The 12,314-nt window shown below is 73.4% G+C and carries 10 protein-coding genes; 7 read left to right on the top strand and 3 right to left on the bottom strand.

The window, feature by feature from the left end; genetic code table 11:
• Positions 1–109: 109 nt before the first annotated feature.
• Together ACZ63H_RS10710 and ACZ63H_RS10705 are read left to right on the top strand one after the other, a co-directional pair.
• The gene (locus ACZ63H_RS10710; protein WP_469863568.1) at positions 110–769 is read left to right on the top strand and encodes a histidine phosphatase family protein; all 660 of its coding nucleotides are present in this window, start codon (positions 110–112) and stop codon (positions 767–769) included.
• 12 nt (positions 770–781) lie between these two features.
• On the top strand, positions 782–1,696 hold the full coding sequence (locus tag ACZ63H_RS10705; protein ID WP_469863566.1) for an ADP-ribosylglycohydrolase family protein: 915 nt from the start codon (positions 782–784) through the stop codon (positions 1,694–1,696).
• Between the two features lie 343 nt (positions 1,697–2,039).
• Here the strand turns inward: ACZ63H_RS10705 and ACZ63H_RS10700 are convergent, their stop codons facing one another.
• Positions 2,040–3,590 (bottom strand): MFS transporter, encoded by a 1,551-nt coding sequence (locus ACZ63H_RS10700; protein WP_469863565.1) that lies wholly within the window; start codon positions 3,588–3,590, stop codon positions 2,040–2,042.
• Positions 3,591–3,772: 182 nt separating this feature from the next.
• Here ACZ63H_RS10700 and ACZ63H_RS10695 point away from each other — a divergent pair, with 182 nt between their 5' ends.
• The 3 genes from ACZ63H_RS10695 (at position 3,773) to ACZ63H_RS10685 (ending at position 5,877) form a co-directional block, all read left to right on the top strand.
• Positions 3,773–4,396 carry a TetR/AcrR family transcriptional regulator gene (locus ACZ63H_RS10695; protein ID WP_469863564.1) on the top strand — a complete coding sequence of 208 codons (624 nt, stop codon included), beginning with the start codon at positions 3,773–3,775 and terminating at the stop codon, positions 4,394–4,396.
• 81 nt (positions 4,397–4,477) lie between these two features.
• On the top strand, positions 4,478–5,179 hold the full coding sequence (locus ACZ63H_RS10690; RefSeq protein WP_469863562.1) for a ribonuclease HII: 702 nt from the start codon (positions 4,478–4,480) through the stop codon (positions 5,177–5,179).
• 68 nt (positions 5,180–5,247) lie between these two features.
• Entirely contained in the window at positions 5,248–5,877 is a 630-nt protein-coding gene (locus ACZ63H_RS10685) for a hypothetical protein (protein ID WP_469863561.1), read from the top strand.
• A gap of 467 nt (positions 5,878–6,344) precedes the next feature.
• Here the strand turns inward: ACZ63H_RS10685 and ACZ63H_RS10680 are convergent, their stop codons facing one another.
• Positions 6,345–6,965 carry a hypothetical protein gene (locus tag ACZ63H_RS10680; RefSeq protein WP_469863560.1) on the bottom strand — a complete coding sequence of 207 codons (621 nt, stop codon included), beginning with the start codon at positions 6,963–6,965 and terminating at the stop codon, positions 6,345–6,347.
• Positions 6,966–7,257: 292 nt separating this feature from the next.
• Positions 7,258–9,423 carry a RecQ family ATP-dependent DNA helicase gene (locus tag ACZ63H_RS10675; RefSeq protein WP_469863559.1) on the bottom strand — a complete coding sequence of 722 codons (2,166 nt, stop codon included), beginning with the start codon at positions 9,421–9,423 and terminating at the stop codon, positions 7,258–7,260.
• A gap of 142 nt (positions 9,424–9,565) precedes the next feature.
• Here ACZ63H_RS10675 and ACZ63H_RS10670 point away from each other — a divergent pair, with 142 nt between their 5' ends.
• A complete protein-coding gene (locus ACZ63H_RS10670) occupies positions 9,566–11,152 on the top strand; it encodes a DUF4192 domain-containing protein (protein WP_469863557.1) in 1,587 nt (528 codons plus the stop codon).
• A gap of 399 nt (positions 11,153–11,551) precedes the next feature.
• Positions 11,552–12,310 carry an NUDIX hydrolase gene (locus ACZ63H_RS10665; RefSeq protein WP_467943115.1) on the top strand — a complete coding sequence of 253 codons (759 nt, stop codon included), beginning with the start codon at positions 11,552–11,554 and terminating at the stop codon, positions 12,308–12,310.
• Positions 12,311–12,314: the final 4 nt, after the last annotated feature.

Here is a 12,314-nt window from a genome sequence, read left to right as displayed (position 1 = left end):
GGCCGTACGGCGCCTTTGGAGCGGCCCGGCGCGCGGGATTCGTGTGACCTACGCCGTATGGAGCCGGTAGGAGTGCTCGACCGGCCGCCGTTCGATCTAGGGTTTCGGCATGGCACGACCACGGCGCATCGTCCTTGTCCGGCACGGCGAGTCCACGGGCAACGTCGACGACTCCGTGTACGAGCGCGAGCCCGACCACGCCCTCGCGCTGACCGAGCGCGGACGGCGGCAGGCCGAGGAGACCGGGGAGCGGCTCCGCGAGCTGTTCGGCAGGGAGCGGGTGAGCGTGTACGTCTCCCCGTACCGGCGTACCCACGAGACCCTCCGCGCCTTCCGGCTCGACCCCGAGCTGATACGCGTCCGGGAGGAGCCCCGGCTGCGCGAGCAGGACTGGGGGAACTGGCAGGACCGCGACGACGTGCGCCTGCAGAAGGCGTACCGGGACGCGTACGGGCACTTCTTCTTCCGCTTCCCGCAGGGCGAGTCCGGCGCCGACGTGTACGACCGGGTCGGCGGGTTCCTGGAAAGCCTCTACCGCAGCTTCGAGGCCCCCGACCACCCCCCGAACGTGCTCCTGGTGACCCACGGGCTCGCCATGCGGCTGTTCTGCATGCGCTGGTTCCACTGGACGGTCGCGGAATTCGAGTCGCTGTCCAATCCCGGGAACGCCGAGATGCGGATGCTCGTTCTGGGAGAGGACGGCAAGTACACACTCGACCGGCCCTTCGAACGCTGGCGCGAGCCGGTGCCGCACTGGGTCACCGGATAGGCTGGCAGGGCGATGACCGCTGACTCCTCTTCCCCCGGACGCCTGGAGCGCGCTCTGGCGAGCCTGCGCGGACTGGCCGTGGGGGACGCGCTGGGCTCCCAGTTCTTCGTCCCCGCGAACCTTCCCCTGCTCAAGCGCCGCGAGCTGCCGCCGGGCCGCTGGCAGTGGACGGACGACACCGAGATGGCCTGCTCCGTGGTCGCCGTCCTGGCCGCCCATCACCGCGTCGACCAGGACGCGCTCGCCCGCTCCTTCGCCGAGCACCACGACTTCGACCGCGGGTACGGCCCCGCGGTCAACCGGCTGCTGCGCCTGGTCCGGGAGGGCGAGGACTGGCGCCGGCTGGCCGCCGGGCTGTTCAACGGCCAGGGCTCCTGGGGCAACGGCGCGGCGATGCGGATCGCGCCTCTCGGGGCGTGGTACGCGGACGATCCGGAGCAGGCGACCCACCAGGCGGAGATCTCGGCCTACACCACGCATCAGCACCGGGAGGCCGTGGTCGGGGCCATGGCCGTGGCCGCCGCGGCGGCGTTCGCCGGTTCCCCGGACGGTCCGCCCGCCCCGGAGGCCCTCCTCGACGGCGTCATCGCCCTCGTACCGAAGAGCGCGGTCGGCCAGGGCCTGCGCCGCGCCCGGGACATGCTCGACTACGGCGACGCGGGCACCGTCGCGGCCGTCCTGGGCTGCGGACGCCGTACGACCGCCCACGACACGGTCCCCTTCGCCCTCTGGTCCGCCGCTCGCTCCCTTGGCGACTATCCGACGGCGTTCTGGACCACGGCCCAGGTCGGCGGGGACGTGGACACCACCTGCGCGATCGTGGGCGGTGTGCTGGCCGCCGCCCGGGCGGGGAGCCCGCCCGCCGAGTGGGCCGGTCACACGGAGGCACTGCCGGACTGGGTGCCCACCGGCCCCACCGGCGTCTGACCGCCCCTGCCGGCGCCCGGGCCCGGCCTTGGTCGCGCCGGCGAGGACTCTCCGTGCGGTGATGGGAACCGTGCGTCACCGTCGCTCGTTGTCCCGGTGTCCGTCGCCTGCCGTGTTCGCGTACGGGCGGGCCGCAGGTGCGATGACGGGGACGGAGGGGTGCGAGATGGTGTCCGGTCCGCCGTTGCCGTTGCCGCAGTGCGGAGCCGGACCGGGCCCGGCTCCGCGCCTCCTTCTCTTGCGGGCGTTGGCGACCGTGACGCGGCCGGCCGGGTCCCCGTGGGCGCCGTCCGCTGTCCGGCAGGGGCCCGGCCGGCCGCGGCTTCGCGCGATGTGGCCCGGATCAGCCCAGGTGCGGGCCCGCCGTGCCGGCGAGGGAGTCCAGGTCGCTCTTGCGGACCCTCAGCACCAGTGCGGCGGTGACGAAGGCGAGTGCCGCCATCGCGGCGGCCGGGACGAAGGCGGTGGAGATGCCGTGGGCGAGCACGTCGTGCCCCCACGGCGCGGGCAGCTGGTGCGTCGTGGCGAACTGCGCCTTCTGCTCCGGCGAGCCGTCGGCGAGGAACTTCGGCAGCTGCTTCTTCGCCTCGTCGGTGCTGGCCGACCCGAAGACGGTCGTCAGGATGGACAGGCCGAGCGAACCGCCGACCTGCTGCATGGCGTTGAGCAGACCCGAGGCCGCGCCCGCCTCATGCTGGGCGACACCGGCCACGGCGGTGACGGTGGCCGTCACGAAGGTCAGGCCCATACCGAAGCCGAACACCAGCATCGGGCCCAGCACTCCGCCCGTGTAGGTGCTGTCGGGCTTGATGAAGGTCTGCCAGGCCAGCCCGGCCGTCACCAGCGCCGCGCCGGCCATCATGAACGGCTTGGGACCGAACACCGGCAGGAAGCGCTGCGACAGGCCCGCGCCCACCGCGATCGCGGCCGTCACGGGGAGGAAGGCGAAACCGGCCTTGATGGCGCTGTAGCCGAGCACGTTCTGCACGAAGAGCACGATGTAGAAGAACATGCCGAACATCGCCGCGGCCAGGCACAGCATGATCACATAGGTGCCCCAGCGGTTCCGGTCCGCGAACATCCGGAGCGGGGTGATCGGCTCCTTCGCCCGCAGCTCGATGAAGACGAAGGCGAGCAGCAGCACCACGGCCGCGGCGAAGGACCCGATCGTGAGTCCGTCCCGCCAGCCGTCCTCCGCGGCGCGGATGAACCCGTACACCAGCGACGCCATGCCGATCGTGGAGGTGAGGGCGCCGGCGAGGTCGAAGCGTCCCGGATGGCGCACGGACTCGTTGATGTACAGCGGCGCGAGGAACGCGATCAGCACACCGATGGGCACGTTGACGAACAGCACCCATCGCCAGTCGAGCCAGTCGGTGAGCATGCCGCCCGCGAGCAGGCCGATGGCACCGCCGCCGGCGGACACGGCGGCGAACACACCGAAGGCCCGGTTGCGTTCCGGGCCTTCGGGGAAGGTGGTCGTTATCAGCGCCAGCGCCGTGGGGGACGCTATCGCGCCGCCCACTCCCTGCAGGGCCCGCGCGGCCAGCAGCTGCCAGGGTTCCTGGGCCAGGCCGCCCAGGAGCGAGGCGAAGGTGAAGAGCAGGATGCCCGCCATGAACACCCGGCGGCGGCCGAGGATGTCACCGGCCCGCGCGCCGAGCAGCAGCAGGCCGCCGAAGGTGAGCGTGTAGGCGCTGACCACCCACGTCAGGTCGGTCGTGCTGAAGCTGAGCGCTTCTTGAATGTGCGGGAGGGCGATATTCACAATCGTCGCGTCGAGTACCACCATGAGCTGACAGGCCGCGATGACGGTGAGGGCGATGCCGGGGTGCCCCGCCCGGCGGGCCGCGCCCGATTTCTGGTCGTCTGCGAGAAGCTGAGAGGTTGTCACTATGGGTCCCCCATACAGGCATTAGTGAACGCTCGCGTTCACTGTCGCGCCCACGGTAGTGAGTCTCCGACAGTGAACGCAAGCGTTCACTCAGCCGCGCGTCGCGCCCCGCGTCCCCCTTGCCGCGGCGCGGCGCCACTGCCCCGGAAGTCCCGCTCACCTCGCAAGCTGGAGAAACACAGATGGTTACCTCGCGCTGTACGGCCGCGTCCGCCGGGACGGCCTCCCCACGCCGGCGCGGTGCGGTGCTGGAGCGGGCGATCCTGGACGCCGCCCTGGAACAGCTCAGTACGGTCGGCTGGAAGGGCCTGACCATGGAGGGCGTCGCGGCCGGCGCCCACACCGGCAAGGCGGCGGTCTACCGCCGCTGGCCCTCCAAGGAGGACCTGGTCGCGGACGCCCTGGTGTCCGGGCTGCCCCGGGTGGAGAAGGCCCCGGACCTGGGCAGCGTGCGCGAGGACCTCCTCACCCTGTGCCGGCAGGTGCGGCAGATCATGTACTCACGGCCCGGCGCCGCACTGCGTTCGGTCATTCACGAATGCGATCAGGTGCAGGCGGAGCGCTTCGAAGGGGTGATCCTCGGGAGCGTGGTCGAGCCGACCGTGGAGCTGGTGCGCCAGGTCATCGTCCGCGGAATAGAGCGGGGAGAGGTCCGGGATGACGCGGCCAACGGCTATGTCTTCGACGCCATCCCGGCCATGATGATGTACCGGTCGAAGGTGTGCGCGAGCGAATGGGACGATCAAGATCTCGAAGAGATGGTCGACCTGCTGATGCTCCCGCTGCTGCGGCCCTACGGAGCCTGACGGCCCGCGCCGGGACCCCTCGCGCCCACGGGGAGACCGGGGTGTCGCGCGACGATCCCGGGAGCGTACGCTAAGGGCGCCATGCCGTACGAACCGCCTACTCACACCGTCGAGCGCTCCCTGCGCGCCACGACCGGAGCGAAGGTCATTGCCGGTGTCGACGAGGTGGGGCGCGGCGCGTGGGCCGGTCCCGTCACGGTCTGCGCGGCGATCACCGGACTGCGCCGCCCGCCCGAGGGCCTGACCGACTCCAAGCTGCTCACGGTCAAACGGCGCACCGAACTCGCCGAGACCCTGCGGGCATGGGTGACGGCCTACGCGCTGGGGCATGCTTCCCCCGAGGAGATCGACCACCTGGGGATGACGGCAGCGCTGCGGCTGGCCGCGGTGCGCGCCCTGGACGCCCTGCCGGTCCGCCCCGACGCCGTGATCCTCGACGGGAAGCACGACTACCTCGGCGCTCCCTGGCAGGTCCGCACGGTGATCAAGGGCGATCAGTCGTGTGTGGCCGTCGCGGCGGCGTCGGTGATCGCCAAGGTTCAGCGCGACAAAATGATGGCCGAACTGGGTGTCGACCATGCAGACTTCGGATTTGCGGACAACGCCGGGTATCCGTCGCCCGTGCACAAGGCCGCGCTGGCGGAGCGGGGGCCCACCCCGCACCACCGTTTGTCATGGGCGTATCTTGATGCGTTGCCTCAGTGGCGGCACCTCAAGAAGGTCCGCAACTGGGCGGACGGAAGCGTTCCGGAAATTGAGGGTCAGCTCGGCTTCGATTTCTGACGGTTCCGCTCGCACTGATGTGCCACCCGGTCATCCGCACCGCACCAACGTTTGATAAAAATCAGCTCATGCCTCTCATTCCCGAGGAGCCTCAGATTCACGAGAGTGCCCAGGGTCCCCGCGCCACTCCGGCCAGTGGCCGCACCGCGCCGACCCCCCGCCCCGTACCCGGCCCCCGCCCCGCGGCTCCGTCCCGCCCCGGTCGTCCCGGCCCTCTGCGGCCCACGCCGCCGGCGCAGCGCACACCGCGAGACGTGGTTCCGGCCCAGCCCGGCCCCTCCGGCCCGGCCGCTCCCGCCGCCGCGGCGAGCCCGCAGATCCAGTTGATCCCGGCTTCGGCCGAGGGTGCGCTCGACGCCGCCGAGGAGGCGGTGGACCTGCTCCTGGACTCGGGCCGCGCCCCCGGCGACGTGCTCGTGATCACCACGGGTGCCCAGCACCCGTGGGCCGAACACGAACTGTCCTTCGGTGAAACGTCCTACTGGGCGCAGCACGACGCAGGTGACGACGTCTTCTACGCGGACGCCGCCGTCGCCTCCCGTGCCGCCTCCCGCCCGGTGGTCGTCGTGGCCGTCAACGGAGGCCCCGCCTCCGTGGCCGCCACCGCCCTCCCGCTGGCCCACGCCCGTGCCGGTGCACTGCTGATCGTCTGCGGCGACCCGCAGCAGATCAACTCGGTGCTGGGCGCGGGCGTCTGAGGCGCGTCCGGCACCTCGGGACACCGAGGTGCCGAAGGGGCCGCTCGGGCGGGATCCGCACGGCGCGGCTTTCGGCGTGCCCGGACAACGGGCCGTGACGGTAGGGGCTGCCCTTCCGCGGGCGGCCCGGCAAGCGCCGGCAGCGGTCGTGCCGGGCAGTGATCCGGGCCGTCACGGCGGTGCCTGCCGGACCGGACGCGCGCCCCGCCGGTGCGACCGGCAACGGTCGCCGGGTGCCTCCGCGGCGTGATCCCGGCGGACGACCGGGGGCCGTGGCGACCGGTGCGCCCTCCGACAGGCACAGGACCCGCAGGGGCCGGAGCCGGGACAGGTGTACCCACAGGGTGCCCCTTGCTGAGACTTCCCGCGCACGCTGCGCGGCCCGGTCGTCGCGCACCGGCCGGACGGCCGCACGGGCATCCGGCCGGTCGGCGGCACGCTTCGTCGTACCGCCCGCACCGCGCCGGTCAGCGGGCCGCCGCCCGGCGCAGGACGTCGGAGACCGGACCGCCGGTACGCGGCGCGAGCGGCGGGGACTGCGACGCGGCGAACGGTTCCGGCGCCGAGTGCGCGTTGGGCCGGCGCCCGCCGCGTCCCTCGCCGAGCACCTGCCAGCCGTCGTGGGTCAGCGTGATGTACGCGCCGCAGCGCAACCCGTGCAGGGTGCAGGCGTCGCGCAGCCCCCACATCCAGGCACCGTCCTCCTCGGTCCAACGCGCGTCGCCCTCACGGCAGTAGAGCAGGACGGCCGTGCGCACGGGGGTGCGGCGACGCAGGTCGTGCGGGATCACCCTGCGCAGTTGGGCCAGCAGCGCGTTGCGGAACATCCAGCCGTCGGCCGGGGCGGTCCGGCGCGTGAACGAGGCGCTCGCCCGCAGCCGCTCGTCCGGGTCGAGCACGGCCACGACCGCCGTCAGCGGCTTCGGGTGGTGGCGGGTGTGCAGGCCGCTGACGACCTCACGGGGGTTGCGCAGCAGAGGGATTCCGGCGGCGGCCCACTCCGCAGGTTCGAGCAGACGGCTGGCGGAAGCGGCGGACGGGGGCGTCGACAACGAGGCCGCCGAGGACGATGCGAATCCGAAGGTCACGTTCCTCCCTTCGGCTACGCGCCCGTGCTGCGGGCGAGGTGGATGCGGGGGAGCGCGCACCGCAGCGGAGCCCAACCGGATCACGGGTGAGTCGTGCAGGTGGCGGACTTCAATTCTTCCTGTCGAACTGGGTTGCGGCAACGAGCAATTGGTGCCGCCGAGGGTTATCTGGTAGTGCGTGGCTTATATCCCTACCCAAAGGCCGGACCGTCGACGCCTGCGCCGTCCGCCCCCGCGCCGGCGGGCCGCCGCGAACGGCACGCGGCGGCCCGGACCAGCGCTGATCCGGTGCTCACCCCTGGACGGCGAGGACCAGTGGCAGCACGCCACGCGCTCCGGACCTGCGCAGCAGACGGGCCGCGACCGCCAGGGTCCAGCCCGTCTCCATGAAGTCGTCGACCAGCAGCACCGGACCCTCGCCCGCGGCGAGCGCAGCCGCCAGGGCGGGCGGCACCGTCAACGCCCCGTCGAGGGCCTTCAGCCGCTGTGCGCTGTTGCTGCGCGGCATGCGGGGCGCGTCCCCTGCGTACTCCACCGAGCCGAGCAGGGGCAGCCTACCGACCTCGGAGATGTGCGTGCCCAGGGAGTGGATCAGCCGGGGCCGGCCGCGCGAGGCCATGGTGACCACGCCCACCGGCCGGGCCGGGGCGTCGGACGCGCCGGAGGCCCAGCCGCCGGGCCCACGCGCCCAGTCGGCCAGCACGTCGACCACGGCTCGCGCCACGTCGTCCGGCACCGGCGCGTCCGGCGTCTGCGGCGCGAGCAGCGGACGCAGCCGGTTGCCCCAGCCGATGTCCGACAGGCGCCCGAGGGCCCGTCCGGGCAGGGCCTGTTCGCCCGCGGGGATGCGCCCCTTGAGGGCGATACCGATGGCCGGGAGCCCGGTCGGCCACATCCGCCGGGGCTCCACCTCCACCCCGGCCCGGCCGAGGTCGCTCCGCGCCGCCTCCAGGGCCGCCGGGGACAGGCCCGAGGTGAAGCGCGGCCCCGCGCAGTTGTCACAGCGGCCGCACGGCTTGGCGCCCTCGTCGTCCAACTGGCGCTGGAGGAACTCCATCCGGCACTCGGTGGTCGTCGCGTACTCGCGCATCGCCTGCTGCTCGGCCGCGCGCTGCCGGGCCACCCACGCATAGCGCTCGGCGTCGTACGACCACGGCTGCCCGGTGGCCGTCCAGCCGCCCTTGACCCGCCGCACCGCACCGTCCACGTCGAGGACCTTCAGCATCGTCTCCAGACGGGAACGGCGCAGCTCGACCAGCGGTTCCAGGGCGGGCAGCGACAGCGGCCCGTCCGCCCGCGAGAGGACGTCGAGGGTGCGCCGGACCAGGTCCTCGGAGGGGAAGGCCAGCGAGGCGAAGTACTCCCAGATGGCCTCGTCCTCCTTGCCCGGCAGCAGCAGCACCTCGGCGTGGGCGACGCCGCGCCCGGCCCTGCCGACCTGCTGGTAGTAGGCGATGGGGGAGGAGGGCGAGCCGAGATGGACGACGAAACCGAGGTCCGGCTTGTCGAAACCCATGCCGAGCGCGGAGGTGGCCACCAGAGCCTTGACGCGGTTGGCGAGCAGGTCGTCCTCCGCCTGCTGCCGCTCGGCGTTCTCCGTCTTGCCCGTGTACGAGGCGACGGTGTGCCCGCGCTGCCGCAGGAAGGCGGTGACCTCCTCGGCGGCGGCCACAGTGAGCGTGTAGACGATGCCGGAACCCGGCAGGTCGTCGAGGTGGTCGGCGAGCCAGGCCATCCGGTGCGCGGCGTCCGGCAGCCGCAGCACGTTGAGGCTCAGGCTCTCCCGGTCCAGCGGCCCGCGCAGCACCAGCGCGTCGGACGCGCCGCCCGTGCCGAGCTGCTCCGCGACGTCCGCGGTCACCCGGGCGTTGGCCGTGGCGGTGGTCGCCAGCACGGGCACGCCGGAGGGCAGCTCGCCGAGCATGGTGCGCAGCCGGCGGTAGTCGGGGCGGAAGTCGTGGCCCCAGTCGGAGATGCAGTGGGCCTCGTCCACGACCAGCAGACCGGTGGCGGCGGACAGCTTGGGCAGCACCTGGTCGCGGAAGTCGGGGTTGTTCAGCCGCTCCGGCGAGACGAGCAGCACGTCGACCCCGCCCGCCGCGATCTCCGCCTGGACGGCGTCCCACTCCTCGGTGTTGGCCGAGTTGATCGTCCGGGCGTGGATGCCGGCCCGGCCCGCCGCGTCCACCTGGTTGCGCATGAGCGCGAGCAACGGCGAGACGATCACCGTGGGACCGCTGCCTCTTGCCCGCAGCAGCGAGGTCGCGACGAAGTACACCGCGGACTTGCCCCAGCCCGTGCGCTGGACGACCAGGGCCCGGCGCCGGTCGGCGACCAGCGCCTCGATCGCGCGCCACTGGTCCTCGCGCAGCCGGGCGGCGCCCGTGGCATCCCCGACGAGCCGGGCGAGAACGGCATCGGCCTCTGCTCGGAGATCCGCGTTGCTCGTGTGTTCCATGCGTTCCATACAACAGGACGGGACCGACAACCGGGCGGGCCCGGGCCGGGGCTGTGGACAACCAGGACGGCGTTGTCGTGTCCCTGATCCGAGTTATCCACAGGGTCAAGCGGAATCCGAGGATCCGCGAGATCGTCGGCGCATGACGAATCACAGCGAAACCGCCGGACCCTTCGGAAACGACGACATCTCCGGGCACGACCCGTCCGCCGGACCCGTCGACCACACCGCGCAGGTCACCCTGCGCACCCCCGCCGAACTGGCCGACGCCCTGCCCTACCTGCTCGGCTACCGCCCCGAGGACAGCATGGTGCTCGTCGCCCTGCACGACCGGCAAGGCCGCGGCAGGTTCGGCGGCCGGGCCCGGCTCGGCATCCCCGCGAGCGAGGAGGACTGGGAGGCCGCCGCCCGGCAGCTGGCCCGCGGACTGGTGACCGGCAGTGAGCGGCGCGGCGCCCGGCCCGAGGGCATGGTGGCCTACGTCTGCCAGGAACCGGGCCCCGGAGAGACCGGCCGGGAGGTCAAACAACGGCTCACGAGGCTCGCCCAGCTGATGCGCACCGAGTGCGGCAGCCTCGACGTGCCGGTCGTCGAGGCCCTGTGCGTCTCGGACGGACGCTTCTGGTCGTACTGCTGCCCGGTCACGGGCTGCTGCCCCGAGGAAGGCTCGCCGATGGGCCTGCCCGGCACCTCCGTACTCGCCGCGGCGGCCACCTACGCCGGCCTCCAGGTGCGCGGCACGCTGAAGGAACTGCGCGCCCGGCTGCAGCCCTGGGAGTCCACCGCGGCGCTGGACCAGGAGATCGCCCTCGACGCGGCGGGCATGAGCCTGGTGCCCCGCATCCTGGACGAGACGACCCGCCGGGGCGTGGCGGAGGAGACCCTCCTCCTCGCCGAGCGGGTCATCCACCGCCTGGCCGCGACGACCCCGGTGTCCGGCACCCACCCGGCGGACGTCCGCGACGACGGCCTCCTCGACGCCGACGAGGCGGCGGCCCTGATCCTCGGGCTCCAGGACCGCATGACCCGCGACAGGGCCGCCGCCTGGATGGAAGGAGACGTGGCAGGCCCCGCACTGCGGCTCTGGCGCGCCCTGGCCCGCCGCTGCGTCGGCCCCTACAGCGAGCACGCCGCCGCGCCGCTGACCCTCGCGGGCTGGGTGGCATGGTCCACGGGCGACGAACTGGAGGCGCGCGAGGCACTGGCCATGGCGCTGGGCGCGGACCCCGACTACCTCTTCGCACGCCTGCTGCACCAGGCGTGCAACGAAGGACTCGACCCGGAAGCGGTCCGCCGCTGCCTGCGCGCCCAGAACCCGTCGGACCCACCGGAGCCGGCCACCGGCCGGACGGACCCGGCACCGCGGCAGGCACTCGCCGAGCCCCTCCAGGCTCCGGAATCCCGGCAGGCGCCCGCCGAGCCCGCTCAGGACCCGGCTCCGGCACCCGGGACCCCGGCGGACGGCCACGGCTGCGGTTCCCGGCCGGGCGGGCAGCGCAGGCGCCGGTCGCGCAGCGCGGCCCGTGACGACGACCGTCACGCAGCCCGGACCAAGGCCGACCGGCGCAGGCCGGCCGACTCCCGCCCCCGGTCGGCCCCGGCCGGACCGACCCGGCCCGGCACCCGCGGAGCGAGCATCGGGCGCACGCGCGCCACCCGCCCCGAAGACACCGCGACCGGCGGCGCCCCCTCGAACGGCGTACGCCCACGGCCCGAGGGCGACGCATGACCGCCGGCCGGTGCGCGCCGTGCCCCGCCTGACCACCACCGCCGTCCACCTCCTCGGCACCGGCCCGCTCCGTCCACCGGCTCGCCCTGGGCGCCCGGCAAGGTCCGCGCGAACACCTCGACCAGTCGATCGGCGTCCCGGTGACGAACACGGGCTGGCGTGAACCCGCGCGCGGCGTCAAGCAGGGGCGGCAACACGGCCTCAGCGGGTCGGGTGCCATCGGCGCTCCCTTCACAACCGGGCGCGTGACCTCGCAGGGGAGGAGGACGACCGCGCGCAGGACCACCCGGCCGGCGAAGGGCGACCCGGTCCCGCGCCCGCACCGCAAGGAAGCGGAACGGCACCGGTGCGGCCATCGCGGGGAGTGTTTATCGTCAGGAAGACGACTATGATCGCGGCATGCCCTACGACCCGTCAGCGTTTCCGCCCTTCGCCGTCACCGTGGACCTGGTCGTGCTGACCGTGCGCCGCCATGCCCTGTGCGCGCTGGCGGTACGCAGGGGGGAGCCTCCCTTCCAGGGGCGCTGGGCACTGCCCGGAGGCTTCGTGCGGGCCGACGAGGATCTGTCCCAGGCGGCGGCGCGCGAGCTGGCCGAGGAGACCGGGCTCTGCGCCCACGACCCCGCGGCCCCGGCGCAGGACAACGGGGCCCACCTGGAGCAGCTCGCCACCTACGGCGACCCGGAGCGGGATCCGCGCATGCGCGTCGTCAGCGTGGCGCATCTCGCGCTCGCACCCGACCTGCCCGCACCACGGGCCGGCGGCGACGCCAGCAACGCCCGCTGGGCCCCGGTCGAGGAACTGCTCGAACAAGGCGGTTACGGCCGCGACGGCGAGCCCGTGGCACCCCTCGCCTTCGATCACGCCCGGATCCTCGCGGACGGGGTGGAACGCGCCCGCTCCAAGATCGAGTACTCGTCGCTGGCCACCGCTTTCTGCCCGCCCGAGTTCACCGTCGGCGAGCTGCGACGGGTGTACGAGGCGGTGTGGGGCGTGGCCCTGGACCCGCGCAACTTCCACCGCAAGGTGACCGGGACCCCCGGCTTCCTCGTCCCCACCGGAGGGACGACCACGCGCCAGGGCGGCCGGCCGGCGCAGCTCTTCCGGGCCGGCGGCGCCACGCTGCTCAACCCGCCGATGCTGCGCCCCGAGGTCTGACCCA

Source organism: Streptomyces sp. NPDC104831 (assembly GCF_055583025.1).
The sequence above is the reverse complement of the archived record's forward strand: the minus strand, read 5'-3'. Positions and strand labels throughout refer to the sequence as shown.

Excerpts from the sequence above, each read along its gene's own strand:
- ACZ63H_RS10710 (WP_469863568.1), top strand. The coding sequence starts at position 110 with ATGGCACGACCACGGCGCATCGTCCTTGTCCGGCACGGCGAGTCCACG.
- ACZ63H_RS10705 (WP_469863566.1), top strand. The coding sequence starts at position 782 with ATGACCGCTGACTCCTCTTCCCCCGGACGCCTGGAGCGCGCTCTGGCG.
- ACZ63H_RS10695 (WP_469863564.1), top strand. The coding sequence starts at position 3,773 with ATGGTTACCTCGCGCTGTACGGCCGCGTCCGCCGGGACGGCCTCCCCA.
- ACZ63H_RS10690 (WP_469863562.1), top strand. The coding sequence starts at position 4,478 with ATGCCGTACGAACCGCCTACTCACACCGTCGAGCGCTCCCTGCGCGCC.
- ACZ63H_RS10685 (WP_469863561.1), top strand. The coding sequence starts at position 5,248 with ATGCCTCTCATTCCCGAGGAGCCTCAGATTCACGAGAGTGCCCAGGGT.
- ACZ63H_RS10675 (WP_469863559.1), bottom strand. The coding sequence starts at position 9,423 with ATGGAACACACGAGCAACGCGGATCTCCGAGCAGAGGCCGATGCCGTT.
- ACZ63H_RS10670 (WP_469863557.1), top strand. The coding sequence starts at position 9,566 with ATGACGAATCACAGCGAAACCGCCGGACCCTTCGGAAACGACGACATC.
- ACZ63H_RS10665 (WP_467943115.1), top strand. The coding sequence starts at position 11,552 with ATGCCCTACGACCCGTCAGCGTTTCCGCCCTTCGCCGTCACCGTGGAC.